The organism is Aliiruegeria haliotis (assembly GCF_003003255.1).
GTDB classification, from domain to species: domain Bacteria; phylum Pseudomonadota; class Alphaproteobacteria; order Rhodobacterales; family Rhodobacteraceae; genus Tropicimonas; species Tropicimonas haliotis.
The window spans coordinates 47340-67283 of the sequence record NZ_PVTD01000001.1 but is presented as its reverse complement, the minus strand read 5'-3'; the positions used below and the strand labels follow the sequence as shown (position 1 = coordinate 67283).

The window sequence follows — 19944 nt, the reverse complement described above, 5'->3', positions numbered from 1 at the left end:
CAAATTCCTCCACATCCGGCAAAGACTTCCCCTACGGAAACTTCTTTGAAGAACGCGCGCGACGTGCAACGCTCTAAGGATTGCAAACCAAAGGGAGAGTTCGATGGCCTATTCAACAGTGTCTCACTGGACAGCAACCGAGTGGAACGATGAGCTTGAAGGGGTTGCCCGCGACACCTTCGTGCCGCTGATCATGTCCGTGGGTGCCACCCGGGTTCAGATGATCCGAACCGGCGATCTGACCTTCACCGTGGTCACCGAATACTCCGATGAGGCCACCGCAGACGCCGCGCAGGCCAAGATCGCAGAGATCCGGGCGAAGGCGGCCAAAGAATTGCCGATGTCGATGTCAGGAACGGCTTCCGGCGGCGTATTTGCCAGCGGCTGACCCTTTACGATACGCGTAACCAACATCAAACGCCCCGCTTCTCGCGGGGCGTTTGATGTTGGTGGCTGCGGGCGGGGCGCCGAAACTGACCGGGAAAGGGCGACACGGAACGCGCCCCGTGTCGTCCGCAAAAGCCGCTATTTCACGCGGGTCCAGGTCTGGCTGCGGCAGATCGGGCCGATACAGCCGGAGACCTTCAGGGTGTCACCGGAAATCGCCATCTTGGACTTGTAGGTCTTGTCCTTGTCCGGCGCCCAGATCTTGCCGCCAGAGTACTTTCCGTCACCGGCCGAAACCATGTCCCAGATCATCCGCTTGCCAACCTTGTCGGACTGGATCTGCGAACCGGACCCGTCATAGGCCTTTCCAAGCGTTCCACAGATCTTTGCGCCACAGGGGGCAATCGCGACATGTGCATAATTGCCTGCGTCGCCGGGCTGGGTTTTCCAGGTGCCGACGACCGGATCGGCCGCGGAGGCTGTGCCTGCGACGGCCAGTGCAGCCGCCAGTACCGCATACCGTGCGATGGGTTTCATGTGGTGTTCTCCCTGATACATCGCGGGCAGTCTGTCGCACCCCCGCGCGGGCAATCAACAATGACGTCCCGTCGCTTTGCATTCGGGCGCGTCACATGGCAGAAGCCCCGCGAACGGAACCAGAAGGGCCGCAGACCATGATCCTCTACCCCGCCATCGACCTGAAAGACGGACATTGCGTACGCCTGCTCAAGGGCGACATGGACAAGGCCACCGTCTTCGGCGACGATCCCGCCGCCCAGGCAAAGCGCTTTGTCGATGCCGGCTGCGAATGGCTGCACCTGGTCGACCTGAACGGTGCCTTCGCCGGCAGGCCGGTCAACGGCGACGCCGTCGAGGCGATCCTGAAGGCGGTCGACGTGCCGGTGCAGCTTGGCGGTGGCATCCGGGACCTCGACACGATCGAGATGTGGCTCGACAAGGGCGTCGCGCGGGTCATCCTCGGCACCGTTGCCGTGGAGAACCCCGAGCTTGTGCGGGAAGCGGCTGCGCTCTTCCCCGGCAAGGTCGCCGTCGGGCTCGATGCACGCAACGGCAAGGTCGCGACCCGCGGCTGGGCCGAGGAAACCGACATGACGGTCATCGCTCTTGCCGACCAGATGGCAGACGCCGGGATCGCCGCGATCATCTATACCGATATCGACCGCGATGGCGCCATGCAGGGCCCCAACGTGGCCGCAACAGAGGCATTGGCGCAGGCCACGACCATCCCGGTGATCGCCTCCGGTGGCGTGTCCTCGCTCAAGGATATCGTGGCGCTGCGCAACGCGGTCGGCATTTCCGGCGTGATCTCCGGGAGGGCACTCTATGACGGGGCGCTCGACCTGCGCGAGGCGTTGGCCGCGCTCTAGCTTCCGCTTGCCGCCGCAGTGAGTTTGGACAGCGCGCCGGCCATCTTGCTGAGGTACGGCGCGTCGTCGGCGATCTTCAGGTCGTCGAACATCTCGCCCGGTTCCTCATAGGCCAGCCACACCTTGCCGTCGCCGTCCTCGTAGACCAGCACCCGAAGCGGCAGCAGCAATCCGGCCAGGGGATCATCCTGCATCGCCGGTGTGCCGAGTTTGGGATTGCCAAAGACGAGAAGCTGGGCGCCCGCCAGATCCATGTCGACCGATGCCGCGCCCGCGGCGTGATCGACACGGGCAAACACCGTGGCGCCGGCCTTTTCCACCGCGGCTTCGAGCGCATCCATCGTTGCGCCGACATCCGAGGCAGAGGGCACTTTCACGATATGGTCGTCATCGGCGAAGGCGGCATTCGCCAAAAAGAGGGCGAGGGCAATTGCTACAAGCTGTTTCACGGCAGGTCTCCTCTCGTTTGAATGGGGGTGCAAACCCCTTGGGCCATTACTCTGGCCTCCGCCCGCGAATGGCCATAAAAGATCGCGTGATAACGCGAGGACCACAGATCCCATGCTCAAGACCCGCATCATCCCGTGCCTGGACGTCAAGGAAGGCCGCGTCGTCAAGGGCGTGAACTTCGTCGACCTGATCGATGCCGGCGACCCCGTGGAGGCCGCGAAGGCCTATGACGCCGCCGGTGCCGACGAACTCTGCTTTCTGGACATCAATGCCACGCACGAGAACCGTGGCACCATGTACGACCTGGCGACGCGCACGGCGGAGCAGTGCTTCATGCCGCTGACCATCGGCGGCGGCGTGCGGACGCCGGAAGATGTCCGCAACCTGCTGCTGGCTGGGGCCGACAAGGTGAGTTTCAACTCGGCGGCGGTGGCGGACCCGGACGTGGTGGCCAAATCGGCAGAGCGGTTCGGCAGCCAGTGCATCGTGGTCGCCATCGACGCCAAGACCGTCAGCCCCGGAAAGTGGGAGATCTTTACCCACGGCGGCCGCAAGCCGACCGGCATCGACGCGGTGGACTTCGCAAGGACAGTGGTGGCCAAGGGCGCGGGCGAGATCCTGCTGACCTCCATGGACCGCGACGGTACGCGGGCCGGTTTCAACCTGCCGCTGACCCGGGCCATTTCGGATGCCGTGCATGTTCCGGTCATCGCCTCTGGCGGTGTCGGCACGCTGGATCACCTGGTGGAGGGTGTGACCGAGGGTGGCGCTTCCGCGGTACTGGCGGCCTCGATCTTCCACTTCGGGGATTTCACCATCCGCGAAGCAAAGGAGCACATGGCGGAGGCCGGAATCCCGGTTCGGCTGAACTGAGCAAAGGGGCGCCAGCGGGCCTGCCCGGTGGGACAACTCCAGACAGAAGAAGACACATCATGAGCAGCCTGCACCGGCTCGACGAGATCATCCAGTCCCGCAAGGGCGCCGATCCCACCTCCTCCTGGACCGCGAAACTCCTCGACAACGGGCCAGAGAAATGTGCCGAGAAGTTCGGTGAAGAAGCCGTCGAGGCCATCATCGAGGCGGTGAAAGGGGACCGGGACCGATTGGTGTCGGAATGCGCCGACGCGCTGTATCACTTGCTGGTCATGGCGGCGGCGCGGGATGTGTCGCTGCACGATATCGAGGCCGAACTGGCGCGCCGCGAGGGCACGTCGGGGATCGAGGAAAAGGCGGCGCGCTGATCCTCAGGCCAGCGGGCGCGCGGTTCCGAACAGGCGCGGGATCTCTACCATCGGGCAGCGGTCCTGAATGACCGTCAGCCCATGCGCCCTTGCCAACCGGGCCGCCTCCTCGTTGCGAATGCCCATCTGCATCCAGATCACGCGCAGCGAAGGAAGGTGCTCGATGGCCTCCTGCACCACCGACAGCACGTGTTCCGGGCGTCTGAAGATATCCACCATCTCCACCGGCGCCTCCAGGTCCGCCAAACGCCCCGCGACCACCTCTCCGAAGAGCCGCTTGCCTGCCTGCCCCGGGTTGACCGGCAACACGCGATAACCCTGCGCCTTGAGATAGACAGAGACATAGTGGCTGGGCCGCGCCGGCTTCGGCGATGCGCCGACACAGGCGATGGTGCGGGTCCCGGTGAAGATTTCGCGGAGGGTTGTGTCGATGTCGCTCATGGGGGCAACTCGCAAAGAAAAGGCGCCCGGACTAATGACCGGGCGCCAGGTACGGAACGAGGGACAGTGCAGCGAGTTGCGTTGTTCCAAAACTGCAACTCATAACAAACATATAGGAGGGTCATTTCGGCGTTCCAAGGGGAATCGTGGCAAAAATGCGCGATTCCGGCGTTTATTCAATTTGAAGCGTTGACTTTTGCGTGAGGCCCCGAATCGCCCCTAGTCGAACAGATCCTCGATCTCGTCGACGATCTCTCCGAAGAGCCGCTGCATCGGCGAGCGTTTCTTCTTCTTTTTCTTCTTTTTCGAAGGTTTCTTGCGGTCACCCCCGGGCAAGGCCGCCCCGAACTGGCTGGCCGGCTTGGCGCGGGGCTCCGACGGCAGGGACTTCAGCTGTGTGAGGGGCGCCCCGCAGGCACCGCAGACAAGGTTGTGGCGATCGCCGCCCAGAACCAGCGCCGCGCGCACCCCGCAATAGCAGCAGGTGGCAACCTTGGTCGTCTTGTGCATCCGCCTCTCCTAACCTGTGGCACGCGTTGCATATAGGGCAACCGCGGCGGCATTCGAGACGTTGAGCGAGCCGAACTGGCCGGCGGCATCGATTTTCACCAGCCGGTCGCATGTGGTGCGGGTACGCTCCCTCAACCCCGGGCCTTCTGCACCGAGCACCAGCCCGAGCGGCAGGTTGGCCACGTCGCCCGCCACAGCGCCAAGATCTGCGTCGGCCTCCCCGTCGAGACCGTAGAGCAGGTAGCCCATCTCGCGCAGCTGGCCCATCGTGTCCGCGAGGTTGCGCACGCGCAAATAGGGTTGGCGTTCCAGCGCGCCGGATGCCGTCTTGGCGAGGGCCCCGGTTTCGGGCGCGGAATGGCGCAGTGTGCCGATGACCGCCCGCGCCCCGAACACCTCTGCCGATCGCAGGATCGCACCGACATTGTGCGGATCAGTCACGCGGTCCAACAAGACGACACGCGGGCTGTCCAGTCCCGGGGCGCACAACGTGTCCACGGCTCCCCAGTCCAGCGGCTTCACCTCGAGCGCGGCGCCCTGGTGGACAGAGCCGGGATCGAGTGGCACCGGGAACTTTCGTGGATCGGCCATTTCCGGCTCCATGCCGCTGGCCGAAATCGCGTCGCCGAGTTTGTCGGCGGCGTTCTTCGTCACCACCAGCCGTATCCGCTGGCGCGCAGGGTTCATCAGGGCGTCCCGAACCGCATGCAGGCCGAACAGCCACAGCGTCTCGGCCGCGGCCGCCCGACGCGCGCGTTCCTTTTCAACCACCCAGGTCGGCTTCTTCATGGCTGCGATCCTTCCTGCCGCGCCCACCGATCCCGGCGGGCAGCCTTGTGTTACCGGCCGATATGCAAAGGCCGGAGGCGAACCCGCCTGCCCTACCGCGTTCAGTCCGAAATATCGAGCGCAAGCGCGTGAATGGATGTGACGAGGTCCTTGCCCAGCGCCGAATGAACCGCCCGGTGGCGCGCGATCCGGCTCATCGGCCCGAAGACATCCGCGCGGATGGTGACGTGGAAATGGCTTTCCCCGCCCTCCCGAAAGCCCGCGTGCCCGCGGTGCGCCTCGCTTTCGTCGACAACATCCAGTTCACGCGGCGCGAAGGCGTCGGTGAGCTTTTGCCTGATTTGATCTGCCACAGCCATTTTTAAAGATTCCCTCTGTTCCATCGGGTGCATGACAGATTAAACTCCTGCGTCCGAGTCGGAAAGAACCCGACCGCTGAGAGCAGCAGTTTCGAGAAAGGACCCGATCCATGCCGAAATCCGATCCCTTCGGCTTCGACATCCGCGTCAAGAGCGACAAGAAAAAGCGGTCGCGTGGAAAGCGGGGCATGTCGGGCGCAATCGAGACGTCTCAGCGGGAGTGCGAGCACCCGGGATGCCGTGAAGCCGGTCAGTACCGGGCACCGAAGTCGCCGGATTCGCTCGATGATTTCTACTGGTTCTGCAAGGACCATGTTCGCGAGTACAACCTTAAGTGGAACTTCTTCGACGGCACGTCGGAAGAGGAACTTCAGGCGCAGATCGACAAGGACAAGGTGTGGGAGCGCGAGACCAAGCCTTTCCGCAAAAGCGCGGAGGAGCGCGCCTGGGCAAGGCTCGGAATCGACGACGCCCACCAGGTTCTGGGCGAAAACGCCACACGCAATCCCGGCAAAGGTGCAGGTGGTGGCCGGCGACTGCCGCCGACGGAACGCAAGGCGATGGAGATCCTCGACGCCAAGGATCATTGGACCAAGGCCGAGGTCCGGAAAGCTTACAAGGCGCTGATCAAGGTGCTGCACCCCGACATGAACGGGGGCGACCGGTCAGACGAGGAGCGGCTGCAGGAGGTCGTCTGGGCCTGGGACCAGATCAAGGACAGCCGCAACTTCAAGTGAGTTCCGGCCCCACCTGGCACGCCAAACACGAAGCGGGAGCCGATCCGACCGCCTTGGTGGAGAACCGGGCCGATGGCTTTGCTATGGTGCCGCGAGCCGAAGGGAGACGCGCACGCTCTGGCATGGCCCGCCAGGTTCGGCAGTCGACGCAGCACCCCGGACGCCGCTGGCATGCGCTGGCCGGATTCCCCCCGGGCAGAGGCGCGACCGCTGTGTCGCGGGCTTCGCCTGCTAGGCCGCGCCGAGGAAACCGCGCGCGATTTCCGGCAGGTCGTCGAAATGATCCAGTAGCGCTTCCGGCCCCAAATCCGCGACACCCCTGCCGTCGGGTCCGAAGGTCACCAGAACACATGGCACTCCTGCGGCCCGGGCCGTCTCCCGATCGGTGACCGTGTCGCCGATTAGGATCGAGCGCGCCGCATCGCCTCCGGCCGTCTCGACAGCGGCAAGATAGGGGGCGGGATCGGGCTTGCGCACAGGCAGCGTATCCGCCCCGATCAGCGAGCCGAACACGTCGCGGATCCCCAGGCGATGCAGCAGCAGATCGGCCAACCCTTCGGGCTTGTTGGTACAGATGCCGACCGCCATGCCCTCCGACCGCAATCTCTCCACGGCGTCCATCGCGCCGGGATAGAGCCGCGTTTCCCGGTCGATACCGTCCCTGTAATGCGAGAGCAGACGTGGATACTCCCGATCGATCTCCGCCTGCCCCCCATGCCCGAGCCGTTCGAAGCCCAGTTTCAACATGGCCCGCCCGCCCCTGAAGGCGGTCGCCGCATCTGCCACGGGGTTCAGCAGGTCGCCGTGGCCCAGCCCGTTGAAACAGGCGTTCGCCGCGGCGATCAGATCGGCGCTTGTATCTGCAAGCGTGCCGTCGAGGTCGAAGATCACGGTGCGCATGGGTCCCTTCGGCGGGCTTCCGCCCGTCCTGTAACACGTTGTCGTCGCATTTGATGGCTGCGCCCTTGCGGTACGCTTGCGCAGGGGTATTACGGAAGGCAACCAAAGGAAAGAGCAGCGCCATGCCTACAAGCCTCGTCATCCTGGCCGCCGGCCAGGGCACCCGGATGAAATCGGACCAGCCCAAGGTCCTTCACCAGGTGGCCGGCGCCCCCCTCCTGCACCATGCCATGAAGGCCGGCGCATCGCTGGAGCCGGAACGGACTGTCGTGGTGGCAGGCCATGGCGCGGAGGCGGTTGAGGCCTCGGCCCGCGACTACGATCCCGACGTCATCGTCGTCCGCCAGGAGGAGCAGCTCGGCACCGCCCACGCCGTCGATCAGGCGCGCGACGCACTGGCGGACGTGGAGGGCGACGTGATTGTCCTCTATGGCGATACCCCGTTCATCCGCCCCGACACGCTGGACGCCATGGTCACCGCACGCCAGGAGCATTCGGTGGTCGTGCTGGGCTTCGAGGCCAAGGATCCTGGGCGCTACGGTCGGCTCGTCATGCAGGGAACGAGCCTTGAACGGATTGTCGAGTTCAAGGACGCAACGGATGCGGAACGCACGATAACCTTTTGCAATTCCGGCGTGATCTGCGCTGACGCCCGCGAGATGTTCGACCTGATCACCGCCGTCGGCAAGCAGAACGCCTCTGAGGAATACTACCTGACGGATATCGTCGGGCTGGCCCGTGCCCGCGAGTTGTCGGTGACCGCCGTTGCCTGCCGGGAAGCGGAGACCCTTGGCGTGAACTCCCGGTCCGATCTTGCCGCCGCGGAGGCCGCCTTCCAGGCACGGACCCGCCGCGACGCGCTGGAAGACGGGATCACCATGCAAGCCCCGGAAACCGTATATTTCTCCTTCGACACCATCATTGGCCGCGACACGCTGATCGAACCCAACGTGGTCTTCGGACCCGGCGTGAGCGTGGAAACAGGCGCCCACATCCGGGCGTTCAGCCACCTGGAGGGCTGCCACGTCAGCCGTGGCGCCATTGTCGGCCCTTACGCTCGTCTGCGACCGGGCACCGAGCTTTCGGAGGATGTTCGCATCGGCAATTTCGTGGAGGTCAAGAACGCGATCATCGACGAGGGCGCCAAGGTGAACCACCTCACCTACATCGGCGACGCCGACATCGGCAGCAAGACGAACATTGGCGCGGGCACGATCACCTGCAATTATGACGGTGTCTTCAAGCACCGCACGGAGATTGGCGCCAATGCCTTTATCGGCTCCGACACAATGCTGGTGGCCCCGGTCAAGGTTGGAGACGAGGCGATGACCGCAACCGGGTCGGTTGTCACGGAGGATGTCCCGGCCGGCGCGTTGGCGCTGGCGCGCACGAAGCAGGTCAACAAGCCTGAATTCGCGCGTCGTTTCATGGAGAAACTCCGCGCGGCCAAACGGAATTTGACAGGAGGAACCGGGTAATGTGCGGCATTGTTGGTGTTCTAGGCGATCACGAAGCGGCCCCGCTGCTGGTCGAGGCGCTGAAGCGGCTTGAGTATCGCGGCTACGACAGCGCCGGCATTGCCACCGTGAACAACGGCACGCTGGAGCGGCGGCGCGCGGTCGGGAAGCTGGCGAGCCTCTCGGATCTGCTGGTGCACCAGCCGCTCACCGGAAAGGCCGGGATCGGCCACACCCGCTGGGCCACCCATGGCGCGCCCAATGTCGAGAACGCTCACCCCCACCGTGCCGGCCCCGTTGCCGTGGTGCACAACGGGATCATCGAGAACTTCCGCGAGTTGCGGGAAGAGCTGGCCGCCGCCGGGCTGCACTTTCAGACGGATACCGACACCGAAACCATCGCGATGCTGGTGCAGCATTATCTCGACCAGGGATTGTCCCACCGCGATGCCGCCGGGAAGGCCATCGCGCGGCTTGAAGGGGCGTTCGCGCTGGCCCTGCTGTTCGACGGACAGGACGATCTCATGATCGTGGCCCGCAAGGGCTCACCGCTGGCGCTCGGACATGGTGAGGGAGAGGTCTTCGTGGGCTCCGACGCGATTGCGCTGGCCCCGATGACCAACCGCATCACCTACCTGGAGGAAGGCGACTGGGCCTATCTCACACGTGGCTCCATCGAGATCCGCAACCAGGCTGGCGAACTGGTCAACCGTCCGGTCAAGACCGTGAAGATCGACATGAGCCAGGTGGAGAAAGGCGGCCACCGCCATTTCATGGCCAAGGAGATCGCCGAACAGCCGACCGTGCTCGGTGACGCGCTTGCCCACTACCTGCGTGGAGATGGGATAGAATTGCCGGCCCCGGGGCTCGATTTCGCCGACTTCGACCGCGTGGTGATGGTCGCATGTGGCACCGCGAACTACGCCTGCGTTGTGGCCAAATACTGGTTCGAGCAGATCGCCGGCCTGACGGTGGAGGTCGATATCGCCTCCGAGTTCCGCTACCGCGAACCGCCGATCCCGCCCCGCACGCTGGCGCTCTTCGTCAGCCAGTCGGGAGAGACCGCCGATACGCTCGCCGCGCTGCGCTATTGCGAAGGCAAGGCCTCCCGGATCGCGTCTGTGATCAACGTCACCGAAAGTTCCATCGCGCGCGAAAGCGACCTGGTGCTGCCGATCCGCGCCGGCGCGGAGATCGGGGTGGCCTCGACCAAGGCATTCACCTGTCAGTTGACGGTGCTGTTCCTGCTCGCGCTGAAGGCGGCGGCGGATCGGTCGCGACTGGAAGAGGGCGAGTTGGAGGAGCACCTGGAGGCAATGCGGCGCCTGCCGGGATTGATGAACTTCGCGCTGGCGCAATCGACGGAGGTGGCGGCCGTCGCCAAGGCGGTCTCGGAGGCACGCGACGTGCTTTTCCTGGGGCGTGGGTCGATGTTCCCGCTGGCGCTGGAAGGTGCCCTGAAGTTGAAGGAAATCAGCTACATACACGCCGAGGGCTACGCGTCTGGCGAATTGAAGCACGGACCGATCGCCCTGGTCGACAAGACCGTGCCCGTGATCGTGATGGCGCCCACGGACGGGCTTTTCGACAAGACCGTGTCGAACATGCAGGAGGTCATGGCCCGCGGCGGCAAGGTGTTGCTCATCACCGACCCGGAGGGCGCCCGCGCAGCCGGTGAGGGATGCTGGAAGACGCTGATCATGCCGGAAGTGCCCGGAGCACTGGCCCCGATCCTCTATGCCTTGCCCGCGCAGCTTTTGGCCTACCACGCTGCCGTCGCCAAGGGCACGGACGTGGACCAGCCGCGCAATCTCGCGAAATCCGTCACGGTCGAATAGTCACCGTCGGACTTGTCCGGGCATCGGAACGCGCCAGCACTCACACTACGTCACCAGAGGTGCCCCGCCCCGCGGGCGGCGCACCCCGGTGCGATGGGCTGTCGAGCGCTTCGGCTCCTGCGTTCGATCCGGAGTGCAGCGCCGCCATCTGCGCGAAGGCCGGGCTCCACTGAAAGGGAAAGTCTCCGCGCGTCTGTAGATCTCGGAACAGCCGTCAGTGCGCAGCCGGGACACCACGCCACGCCCCAATCGCCCCCGCTCCGCCGCGATATCGGGAAAGCGGCGACCCGGACACCTTGCCCCCAGGCGAAGATACATCTTGTGCGGGGCCGAATGGCTCGCCTCTTGCCGTGGACGCGTGCAGGCGCGATACCGCGGTCAGGCAACCTGCGGAGGCTCCCATGTCGTCACAAACCCTCGATTCGGCCTTGGCGCTCGACCAGATCGCCGCCAAGGCCATCCCTGGCAAGGCCGAGGACATGGCCGCCTATCACAAGGTGGAGCGCCGCTACCTCGGGGTCGCCAACCCGGAGATCGACGCGTTGGCCCGCCAGTGGCGGCAGGACCTGTCGCTGGAAGACCGGCTGGCGCTTGCCGCAGGTCTCTGGGACAGCGATATCCACGAAGGGCGGCTGGCCGCGGCCAAGTTGCTGACCCAGGCCCGCATTCGTCCCGACGATTCCGGCGCATGGGATCTGATCTGTACATGGGTGCCCGAGTTCGATGCCTGGGCCGTGGCCGATCACGCCGCCATCGCCGGGCAGAAACGCCTGATCTGGGAGCCTGCGCGCATCGACAGGGTGGAGGACTGGACCACATCCGAACATCTCTGGACCCGGCGTGCTGCACTGGTGATGACACTGCCCTGGACCCGGATGCGCAACCCGAAAGCCGCCGATGTTGCGATCCGGGAGCGCGTCCTGGGTTGGGCGGCGGCCTATGTGCCGGACCAGGAATGGTTCATCCAGAAAGCCATCGCATGGTGGCTGCGGGACCTCTCACGTCACGAGCCCGAGCGGGTCCGCCAGTTCCTGTCGGAGCATGGAGAAGGGATGAAGACCTTTGCCCGCAAGGAGGCAGCGCGCCACCTGTCCGAACCGGCCTAGGGCGCGGCCAACCCAACCTCGGTCGTGTCGCTGCAAGCTGCATGCCGATTTGGACGACACGAAAGTGGGTTGCCTTGAGTCCGCCAAGGCGCACAGTTTCACCACAGGCACGCCGCCGCCCACGCTCGCCGGCCCATGTGACGTCGCCACGCCGGGAGTACCCATTGCACCACTCGGTCTCAGTCGCCGAACACCACCAGTTCCGGCAAGCCGGTCAGCGGAGCCTCAAGCACGCGCAGGGCCGGCAGGCTAACACGCGTCCCCGACCCCGGCGCGCCGCCGGACGGGCGGAGTTCCACCTGAACCGACTGGCCACTCGCCGGGTATTCCAACCGCCCCTGCCGGGGTTCCGACACCAGCCCCGTCTCGGCCCAGAAACCGGGATCCGTCGGATCGCCCAGCGACGCGACGGTCGTGCCAAGGCGCGCCGCGCCCGTTGCAGGTGCCGCCGCTGCGGCCTGCCGTTCCGCGCCGGTCGTGGTATCAAACTGCTCCACCGTGCGGGCGGATGGTGGCGGCGGAGGCGAATCAGTACCAGGTGCATCCACCGCAACCTCTGTCGGTCCGATGCTCTGTGATGTGCCGGACAGTGGCGCCCCCGTGCTGGCAGGGCCTTTCGCGCCGCGCGGCACCTGCGCGCACCCCGCAATGGCAATCACCAGAATGCCGTATGCGATCAGCCTGAAAGTCATTGCCGCCTCCTGCTGCCGGGACATGCATGCACGGTAGCTGTGCGCCCGAGTATGCGGCAACGGTCAAGGCAACCCTTGCCTCAATTTGAGGCAATGCGTAGCTTGCACACCATGGAAACGCCTCGCTTCTCCGCCACGGATGCTCCGCTCATCGACCCGTTTCAGCGCGCGGTCACCTATCTGCGCGTTTCGGTCACCGACCGATGCGATTTCCGGTGCACCTATTGCATGTCGGAAAACATGACCTTCCTTCCCAAGAAGGAGCTTCTGACGCTTGAGGAGTTGGACACGCTCTCCAGCGCCTTCGTCCGCCTAGGCGTGCGCAAGTTGCGGATCACCGGCGGCGAGCCCCTCGTGCGGCGGGGCATCATGACCTATTTCGAGTCCATGTCGCGCCACCTCGCAACCGGCGCCCTGGAGGAACTGACACTGACGACCAATGGCAGCCAGTTGCACCGGTTCGCGCAGCCACTGGCGGATATCGGCGTGCGGCGCGTCAACATCTCGCTCGACACGCTGGACGAAGAGAAATTCGCCGCGATCACGCGCTGGGGTCGTCTGCCGCAGGTGCTTCGCGGGATCGATGCGGCGCAGGAGGCCGGCCTGCGGGTCAAGATCAACGCCGTGGCACTTAAGGGTTTCAACGAGCAAGAGCTCTTCCCCATGGTCGAATGGTGCGCCGAGCGCGACATTGATTTGACCTTCATCGAGGTCATGCCGATGGGCGATCTCGGCAACGAGGATCGGCTGGATCAATACTGGTCGCTGAAGGATCTTCGCGGGCGCCTTGCCGATCGCTACACCCTCACCGACCTGGCGGAACGCAGCGGCGGCCCCGCCCGCTACGTGCGCCTTGAAGAAACCCGCCAGAAGATCGGGTTTATCACCCCGCTCACGCATAACTTCTGCGAGAGCTGCAACCGCGTGCGACTGACCTGTACAGGTGAGCTCTACATGTGCCTGGGACAGGAAGACCGCGCCGACCTGCGCGCGCCGATGCGCTCCGCCCCGGGAGACGAGGACGCTCTGGAGGCCGCCATCCGCGCCGCCATCCGGCTCAAGCCCAAGGGCCACGATTTCGACTATTCGCGCCAGACGGTCGATGGCCAGATGCCCCGCCACATGAGCCACACCGGCGGTTGACGCTGTCGCCGCACCAGTCGTGCCCATTTCTCCGGTCGGGATGCCATTGCCCGCAAGCTCGGGAGCGATTGGCGCATTGATTGAGCCGTAGCCGCCATTCCCAACACCGCCTCCCGCGCAAAGGCGGTGGGTCGCTTTGCGCCAAGCCATGGACGGGAACCCCCCACTTTTTTATGATGGTTGGCAATTCTGGAATTCAATCTACGCATTCCCGATGGTCTGGCGCTATTCGCCGGAATGCTCGGTCGATTTATTGATGTGGAGGGATATTTCAATGCCACGAACAAAGGTGAAGCTCGTCGGAGCTGCAATCTGGACGAAGACCCTGGAGGACGCAAAGGATATTTTGAACCAGGCTGTCGCGTATTCCTTTGGCCGGGATGTCCAGAAACTCATGAAGAGCTTCGATATAGACACATATGCTCCAAAGTACTTCGACTTGCTTGGCATTATTCACATATCTCCTCCCACCCACGGATATGAGCCCTACGGACCATCCAACCTGATGGCTGTCGGGGATGGAGAAGCCTTTCGAAAGGACATGCACGAACGTCTCGGAGTTGCGGAGAAAGACGTCAATGCCGCATACGAGGTGACGTTCAATGGAAAGGGCAAGGTTCTCCACATCACCGAGCTTCGCACCCCCTACGCGTTCAGCAACAAGATCGACACCAGCCCGCCTCCTGTCGATTACGGCGGGCATTTCAATTTCAAGGGTGGCGACGACTTTGCAAAAGACCTGACCAAACATGACGATGTCGCATTCGGCGGCAGAGGCAAAGACTATATCGACGGCGGCTCCGGCGACGATGTCCTGTTCGGTGGCAGAGGAAACGACGGCCTCTATGGCGATTTCGGCAACGACAGGTTGGTCGGCGGTGGAGGAAAGGACACCCTGTTCGGCTATCAAGGAAATGATATTCTGAAAGGTGGGCGAGGAAACGACTATCTCCACGGTGGCGACGGTGGCGGACCGGATCGGGCGGACATTCTCAGAGGAGGCCGGGGAAAGGATGTCCTTGTCGGCGGTTCGGGGAACGACAGGCTGATCGGCGGTCCGGGAGCTGACACCTTTGTGTTTCAACATGGCGAGCATGACGGTCGCGATGTCATCGAGGATTTCGAGGACGGCGTTGATATCATCCACATCGCGGGAGTCACGAACACGGTCAACCCACCGGGGTTTCATATCAAGCACAGCAATGGAAACACGATCGCCGAAATCTACACGACTCGCATCAAGATCAAGGATGCCAAGCTGAACAAGAGCGATTTCGAGTTCTCATACCTGAACGAATACTACGCGAGCGACATCAGGAAGACCGCTGGCGAAATGTATTCGGAGTATCTGGACCTCTATATTGAAAACGGTGGGCTTGGCTGACCCGGGGCCTTTTCCCGGAAATGCGCGAGCGATCTAGCGTCAGGCCTTACCCCCATTCTCCGCCGAGATCCTCCCGCGCGCGGTCGATCCAGTGTTCTTTCAACCACGAACACGGCCGCGTGTGGCGAATGATCGAGCCGTGATAGCCCTCCACCGCTTCGCTCATCTTCGGGCGGCCGTGAAAGCACACGACCCGGGCGTTGTCCGGCAGCCGGGGTTCGGCGAGGTAGTTCAGCGGCGGCAAGCGGAGGCAGCCGTGCTTGAAGCTGACAACCTGGTCGGGCGGCAGGTAGGCGAACGCCCCCTTTTCCTGCGCCAGCGTCGAGGTATAGCGCTGCTCCGAGCCGCGGGCCTTCTCCACCTGCCCGGTCGGATCGGCCGCGAGCGTGTCGTATAGCCAGCCATGCTCCGCCGGATCAAAGCGAAATACCGAGCCATGCCCGGTCTTGCGTCCGCGCCGTGCCTCGACCCAGTCGGCCCGCATTGCGACTTTGCCCGGAGCGTGGGCCAGCAACCCATCAAGGTTTCCGGTGACGACCACATCAAGGTCGAAGCCCAGCAACGGCCCTTCGAGGTCCGGGATCAGGCCCGGGCGAAACAGGCTGACCTTGCGCATTGCCCCCTGCCGATTGGCCACCGCGAGGGCGGCGTCCATGTCGGCGAGGTAAGGTTCAACCGGCAGGTCCAGGACCTCGATATCCGGATGAAGGCCGTCGCGGTGCTCGGTCATGCAGAAGAAGCGGGTCGGTTGCGACAGGTTGCGCCGCGCGCCGGAATAGAGCCGGTTGACATATTCCGGCCCGAAGATCGTGCCCCATTTGATGCAGATGACATTGGCTACGGCCATGCGGGTCTCCTTTGAGCCCGTCTAGCGCGTGGCGCGGGGCGGCGCCACCCTGCCTGCGCGCGAAGCGCGCCCGGCCCAACGCTTGGCCTGGCGCCCGGCAGGGCGTCGGCAAGGGGCGGGAGCGCCTCGCCACTGGCCCGGTGCCCGATGCGCTGTTGCCTCGGCCCCTGCCCCGTCGCGTGAACGCAGGGTGTCGATGGGCCGACCTTGAGCCCCAACGGGGCGCTCAGGCCGCCGGCATTCGCTGCTCGACGATCTCCGCCCACCAGGAACAGCCAGCCGGGATAGCCTCGTCGGAGAAGTTGTACTCCGGGTGGTGAACCGCGGCAGTATCGCCGTTTCCGACGAGAATATAGGCGCCCGGACGCTCCTCCGCCATGAAGGCAAAGTCCTCGCCTCCCATGACCAGCGGGGCTTCCGCGCAGGCGCCGGACACCGACTTGGCAACCTCGGCAGCAAACGCGGTCTGTTCGGGGCTGTTCACCATCACTGGGTAGTTGCGGATGTATTCCACCCGCGCGACTCCACCATAGGTGGCAGCCGTGCCTTCCGCGATCTCTTTCAGGCGGGTCTCGGCAAGGTCGCGAAGCTCCGGTGTTAGGGCCCTCACCGTCCCCATGAGCGTCACTTTCTGCGGGATCACGTTGTGGGTCTTGGTGTCGGTTTCAAACGAGGTAACGGAGACCACCAGTTGCTCCACCGGGTTGGCATTGCGCGAGACGATGGATTGCAGCGCAACCACCACATGTGACGCGAGCAAGGTGGTATCGACAGTCTCGTGGGGTTTCGCGGCATGCCCCCCCTTGCCCTCAAGCTCGATCTTGAAGTGATCGGCCGAGGCGAAGAACGGGCCGGTGCGGATATGGAAGGACCCCAGCGGCGTGCCCGGCCAGTTGTGCATGCCGTAGACTTCCTGGATGTTCCAGCGCTCCATCAGGCCGTCGTCGCACATGGCCTTGCCGCCGGCACCACCCTCTTCCGCCGGCTGGAAGATCACCACCGCCGTTCCGTCGAAATTGCGCGTTTCGGAAAGGTACTTGGCCGCACCGAGCAGCATCGCGGTATGTCCGTCATGGCCGCACGCATGCATTGCACCCGGCGTTCTGGATGCATAGTCCAGCCCGGTTGCCTCCTGGATCGGCAACGCATCCATGTCGGCGCGCAGGCCTATCACCTTGCCCGAGGAATCGCTCTTCCCCCGGATCACACCGACGACGCCGGTGCGACCGATCCCTTCCACCACCTCATCGCACCCGAACTCCCGGAGTTTCTCCGCCACCAGCGCGCTGGTGCGGTGGGTCTCGTAAAGTACCTCTGGGTGTTCATGGATATCGCGACGCCAGGCGGTGATCTCGTCCAACAGTTCGGCAAAGCGGTTCTTCACGGGCATTTCGGTGTTCCTTCGGGGTTGGGCGGACGACACGAGATCATTCCGCCACCACCGGGCAGATGCAAGACCATTTCCGCACGTCCCTACGTCACCGGAAACCGACCCTGAAGCGACTGTTTGAAATGCGCGATACCGGCCGGCAGCGGCAGACCTTAGCCTTCACAACGGAGATCACGGCACCGTTGTTCCGCCACGCGAGACAATCAAGCAACAGTCCATCAAACAATGCATACATTACCCGACGTCATACGCCACATTCTCGCCCAAAGTCTTGAAGCCCATTAACCCCCTGTTAAGAAAAACCTCGGCAGGAGCCCTGCTTTCTTCATCAAGCCGCAGCCGTTGGCCAGCCGCTTGACCTGAGACCGCCTGTTCCCTGCCGATGGTTAATCAAATCGTCCGGCGTGTTGCGAGCATTCCGGCAAAAATACCTGGGGGAAGATTATGAGTTGGGGTGACTATACCGCCAAGATCAAGAGCTACGACTACCTAAACCAGTCGCAGGTCGGATTTATCGACACAGGCGACCGTGCAAAAACCTACATTTTCAGTGACAAGGGGCCCGGAACCCTCGGTTTCATCGGCACCAGTGCCGTCAAGTCGGTTCTTCAACGCATTGCCAAAACCAATGACGGAAATACGAACTGGGGCGAAGCCAACAACGGTGACGGCGAAAGCAGCAAGCGCATTGAGCTTTTCGACGAGGACAAGAATGTCTCCGACGATTTCGTGGCGCTGGTGAAAGAAGCGCTGGAAGGTGACGAGGGCCTGACGCTGGTCGACACCGGCCGGTCCAAAGGCAAGGACTTCGTATCGATCGAAGTCGAGGGCAGCCGCAGCACCGATCTGCTCAAGTTCCAGGGCGGCTTCGTGACCCAGGCGCTGGCGGAACTCGCGAGCGACAACCCATGTGATATCGCCGATGCGCTCGGCGACCGGCACATCGACAATGGCGATGGCCGGGTTCAGCTGGGCGTTTACACCTTCGAGCTTGGCAAGGACGAAAAGAAGTACTGGAGCCACGACAAGAACCTGAGCGACGACGTGGTGGCCCTGTTCGACAAGGTGAACAACCAGTTCCACGACGAAGACGCCGTGGCGCTGACCGTTGCGGCCCTGGAAGAGAAGTTCGGGCTCGCCGACTATGACGGGCTGGAGTTCCTTGGTGGCACCGCCGATTGCATCGCGATCGACCTGCAGACCGACAAGGGGCCGGTCGATACGATCATCCTGCGCGGCTCCGAGATTGCCGATACCATCGCCGGTTTCAACCCGGAGACCAAGTCCGGATGGGATCCGAAGGACGGCCGGTCCGCGACAATCGTCTTCGACACCGACACCGAAACGCAGCTCTACGTTGGCGGCGGCGGCAGCACCCAGGGAAAGATCTGGTACGATGCTGCGGGGACCGAGACGCAGGCCCAGTTCGGCAACTACGTCAAGTTGGACGAAGTGGACGACATGATCGGGCTGATCCTCCAGTACGACGGAGAAGCCGGCGTGAACATCATCGCGGGCGGAGAAGCCGGCGACGATTTCCTCACCGCGACGTTCTCCGGTGCTGGCGCGACCGATACGATCATCTTCACCGGCTCCGCCGCAGAGGATGCAATCGACGATCACTACGGCATCGCCTGATCGGCGCAGAGCCACACAGAGTTCGGGGCGCCTTCGGGCGCCCCTTTTCGTTCCGCCGGGCGCCTCAGCCCAGTGTTTTCAGCAGATCGCGCATGAACACTTCGCCGCGTTCGAGTTCGCTGATCTCGAGGTATTCGTTCGGCTGGTGGGCTTGTGCGATGTTGCCGGGGCCACAGATAACGGCGGAGTACCCCCCGTCCTGGTATTGCCCGCCTTCGGTCGCATAGGCCACGACATGTGTACCGTTGTCCCCGGTCAGACGCCGGGCCAGGGCCTCGGCCTCGCCATCGACCTCGGGCTTCAGCGGCGGCACATTGAACTGCTCTTCGCAGGTGAAACCGGTGCCGGGCCGGATTGCCTGCATCTCTGCCTCGATCTGCGCGATACGCGACATGAACCGATCTATCCAGGTCGGGATGTCGTCGCCGGGTACGAACCGGAAATCGAAGAGGAACTCGGCATCGAGCGCCGTGATATTGCCAGCGGTCCCGCCTTGGAATGTGCCTGCATGCAAGGTCGTCCAGGGCGGATCGAAGAGCGCCGCAACCTCGCTGCGCGGTGCGACGGCGTTCTCCGCGTTGCAGGCATGGGCCCAGGCGATCAGGCGGGCGCTTTCCATGACGGCCGACACCCCGGTATGCATCAGCGACGAATGCACCTCGAAGCCGCGCGCTTTCACCAGGTAGCCAAGGTTGCCCTTGTGCCCGGTGACAACCCGCATCTCCGAAGGTTCGCCGATGATCGCGGCGGACGCTTTTGGCAAACCAGCATCCCGCATTGCCTCGATCAGCTCAGGCGCGCCGAGGCAGCCGATCTCCTCGTCCCGGGTCAGGGCGATCTGCAACGGACGCCTCACCCCTTGCCGCGCGGCCGCGGCAATCGCCCAGAGAGCAAGCGCATCGAACCCCTTCATGTCGCAGGTGCCGCGCCCATAGAGCCGGCCAGCCTTCTCCGTCAGGACAAAGGGATCGCTGTCCCATGACTGCCCCTCGACCGGCACGACATCTGTGTGCCCGGAGAGCAGCACCCCACCATCCACCCGCGGCCCAACGTGCGCATAGAGCCCGCCCTTGCCGGGGTCGCCCCCCTCCACGACCACCGCGTCAACGCCGCTCTGCGCAAGCCAGTCCGCCGACCACTGGAGCAAGGGAAGGTTCGCGTTGGTGGACACGGTATCGAATGCGACCAGACGCGCGAGGATGTCGCGCGGGGAAGCGGTTGCGGGCAGGTCTGTCACGGGGGGCCTC

22 protein-coding genes are annotated in these 19944 nt (G+C 63.9%); 11 read left to right on the top strand and 11 right to left on the bottom strand.

Features of this window, described 5'->3' with window-relative positions:
* Positions 1 to 103: 103 nt before the first annotated feature.
* On the top strand, positions 104 to 388 hold the full coding sequence (locus CLV78_RS00330) for a hypothetical protein (RefSeq protein ID WP_106202792.1): 285 nt from the start codon (positions 104 to 106) through the stop codon (positions 386 to 388).
* Positions 389 to 525: 137 nt separating this feature from the next.
* Here CLV78_RS00330 and CLV78_RS00325 read toward each other — a convergent pair whose 3' ends face one another.
* Positions 526 to 924, bottom strand: a complete 399-nt coding sequence (locus tag CLV78_RS00325) for a DUF2147 domain-containing protein (RefSeq protein WP_106202791.1) — start codon at positions 922 to 924, stop codon at positions 526 to 528.
* Positions 925 to 1061: 137 nt separating this feature from the next.
* Between CLV78_RS00325 and hisA the strand changes: the two genes are divergently transcribed.
* On the top strand, positions 1062 to 1775 hold the full coding sequence (gene hisA, locus CLV78_RS00320) for a 1-(5-phosphoribosyl)-5-[(5-phosphoribosylamino)methylideneamino]imidazole-4-carboxamide isomerase (RefSeq protein WP_106203694.1): 714 nt from the start codon (positions 1062 to 1064) through the stop codon (positions 1773 to 1775).
* On the opposite strand, the gene CLV78_RS00315 is transcribed toward hisA, so the two are convergent.
* Positions 1772 to 2224, bottom strand: coding sequence for a DUF302 domain-containing protein (locus CLV78_RS00315; protein WP_245924790.1), 453 nt, complete (start codon positions 2222 to 2224; stop codon positions 1772 to 1774). The two genes, hisA and CLV78_RS00315, sit on opposite strands and share 4 nt — an antisense overlap.
* A 112-nt stretch (positions 2225 to 2336) precedes the next feature.
* Here CLV78_RS00315 and hisF point away from each other — a divergent pair, with 112 nt between their 5' ends.
* Both hisF and CLV78_RS00305 read left to right on the top strand, forming a co-directional pair.
* Complete coding sequence (gene hisF, locus CLV78_RS00310) at positions 2337 to 3098, top strand: imidazole glycerol phosphate synthase subunit HisF (RefSeq protein WP_106202789.1); 762 nt, start codon at positions 2337 to 2339, stop codon at positions 3096 to 3098.
* A 59-nt stretch (positions 3099 to 3157) separates the two neighbouring features.
* On the top strand, positions 3158 to 3466 hold the full coding sequence (locus CLV78_RS00305) for a phosphoribosyl-ATP diphosphatase (RefSeq protein ID WP_106202788.1): 309 nt from the start codon (positions 3158 to 3160) through the stop codon (positions 3464 to 3466).
* A 3-nt stretch (positions 3467 to 3469) separates the two neighbouring features.
* On the opposite strand, the gene CLV78_RS00300 is transcribed toward CLV78_RS00305, so the two are convergent.
* The 4 genes from CLV78_RS00300 to CLV78_RS00285 all read right to left on the bottom strand — a co-directional run bounded on the left by CLV78_RS00300 (position 3470) and on the right by CLV78_RS00285 (position 5565).
* Positions 3470 to 3907: a CoA-binding protein gene (locus CLV78_RS00300; RefSeq protein WP_106202787.1), complete on the bottom strand. Its 438-nt coding sequence runs from the start codon at positions 3905 to 3907 to the stop codon at positions 3470 to 3472.
* Between the two features lie 219 nt (positions 3908 to 4126).
* Positions 4127 to 4417 carry a hypothetical protein gene (locus tag CLV78_RS00295; RefSeq protein WP_106202786.1) on the bottom strand — a complete coding sequence of 97 codons (291 nt, stop codon included), beginning with the start codon at positions 4415 to 4417 and terminating at the stop codon, positions 4127 to 4129.
* Positions 4418 to 4426: 9 nt separating this feature from the next.
* The gene (gene rlmB, locus CLV78_RS00290; RefSeq protein WP_106202785.1) at positions 4427 to 5206 is read right to left on the bottom strand and encodes a 23S rRNA (guanosine(2251)-2'-O)-methyltransferase RlmB; all 780 of its coding nucleotides are present in this window, start codon (positions 5204 to 5206) and stop codon (positions 4427 to 4429) included.
* 101 nt (positions 5207 to 5307) lie between these two features.
* Positions 5308 to 5565, bottom strand: a complete 258-nt coding sequence (locus CLV78_RS00285) for a BolA family protein (protein WP_106202784.1) — start codon at positions 5563 to 5565, stop codon at positions 5308 to 5310.
* Between the two features lie 110 nt (positions 5566 to 5675).
* On the opposite strand from CLV78_RS00285, the gene CLV78_RS00280 reads away from it, so the two are divergent.
* Complete coding sequence (locus tag CLV78_RS00280) at positions 5676 to 6302, top strand: J domain-containing protein (RefSeq protein WP_106202783.1); 627 nt, start codon at positions 5676 to 5678, stop codon at positions 6300 to 6302.
* Positions 6303 to 6533: 231 nt separating this feature from the next.
* On the opposite strand, the gene CLV78_RS00275 is transcribed toward CLV78_RS00280, so the two are convergent.
* Entirely contained in the window at positions 6534 to 7202 is a 669-nt protein-coding gene (locus tag CLV78_RS00275) for an HAD-IA family hydrolase (RefSeq protein ID WP_106202782.1), read from the bottom strand.
* A gap of 122 nt (positions 7203 to 7324) precedes the next feature.
* Here CLV78_RS00275 and glmU point away from each other — a divergent pair, with 122 nt between their 5' ends.
* From glmU to CLV78_RS00260, 3 genes are all read left to right on the top strand, one after another.
* Complete coding sequence (gene glmU / locus CLV78_RS00270) at positions 7325 to 8680, top strand: bifunctional UDP-N-acetylglucosamine diphosphorylase/glucosamine-1-phosphate N-acetyltransferase GlmU (RefSeq protein WP_106202781.1); 1356 nt, start codon at positions 7325 to 7327, stop codon at positions 8678 to 8680.
* Positions 8680 to 10497, top strand: coding sequence for a glutamine--fructose-6-phosphate transaminase (isomerizing) (gene glmS, locus CLV78_RS00265; RefSeq protein ID WP_106202780.1), 1818 nt, complete (start codon positions 8680 to 8682; stop codon positions 10495 to 10497). Before glmU ends, glmS begins: the two co-directional genes overlap by 1 nt.
* A gap of 401 nt (positions 10498 to 10898) precedes the next feature.
* On the top strand, positions 10899 to 11603 hold the full coding sequence (locus CLV78_RS00260; protein WP_106202779.1) for a DNA alkylation repair protein: 705 nt from the start codon (positions 10899 to 10901) through the stop codon (positions 11601 to 11603).
* Positions 11604 to 11782: 179 nt separating this feature from the next.
* On the opposite strand, the gene CLV78_RS00255 is transcribed toward CLV78_RS00260, so the two are convergent.
* On the bottom strand, positions 11783 to 12295 hold the full coding sequence (locus CLV78_RS00255) for a D-galactarate dehydratase (protein WP_245924789.1): 513 nt from the start codon (positions 12293 to 12295) through the stop codon (positions 11783 to 11785).
* A 111-nt stretch (positions 12296 to 12406) separates the two neighbouring features.
* On the opposite strand from CLV78_RS00255, the gene moaA reads away from it, so the two are divergent.
* Positions 12407 to 13438, top strand: a complete 1032-nt coding sequence (gene moaA, locus CLV78_RS00250) for a GTP 3',8-cyclase MoaA (RefSeq protein WP_106202778.1) — start codon at positions 12407 to 12409, stop codon at positions 13436 to 13438.
* Positions 13439 to 13574: 136 nt separating this feature from the next.
* Complete coding sequence (locus tag CLV78_RS24700) at positions 13575 to 14822, top strand: calcium-binding protein (protein WP_281261117.1); 1248 nt, start codon at positions 13575 to 13577, stop codon at positions 14820 to 14822.
* Positions 14823 to 14868: 46 nt separating this feature from the next.
* Here the strand turns inward: CLV78_RS24700 and CLV78_RS00240 are convergent, their stop codons facing one another.
* The gene (locus CLV78_RS00240; protein WP_106202776.1) at positions 14869 to 15669 is read right to left on the bottom strand and encodes a glycosyl transferase; all 801 of its coding nucleotides are present in this window, start codon (positions 15667 to 15669) and stop codon (positions 14869 to 14871) included.
* Between the two features lie 226 nt (positions 15670 to 15895).
* A complete protein-coding gene (locus CLV78_RS00235; protein WP_106202775.1) occupies positions 15896 to 17059 on the bottom strand; it encodes a M20 aminoacylase family protein in 1164 nt (387 codons plus the stop codon).
* Between the two features lie 444 nt (positions 17060 to 17503).
* On the opposite strand from CLV78_RS00235, the gene CLV78_RS00230 reads away from it, so the two are divergent.
* Positions 17504 to 18697, top strand: coding sequence for a hypothetical protein (locus tag CLV78_RS00230; protein ID WP_106202774.1), 1194 nt, complete (start codon positions 17504 to 17506; stop codon positions 18695 to 18697).
* A 64-nt stretch (positions 18698 to 18761) separates the two neighbouring features.
* On the opposite strand, the gene argE is transcribed toward CLV78_RS00230, so the two are convergent.
* Positions 18762 to 19925, bottom strand: a complete 1164-nt coding sequence (argE, locus tag CLV78_RS00225; protein ID WP_106203692.1) for an acetylornithine deacetylase — start codon at positions 19923 to 19925, stop codon at positions 18762 to 18764.
* Positions 19926 to 19944 lie beyond the last annotated feature (19 nt).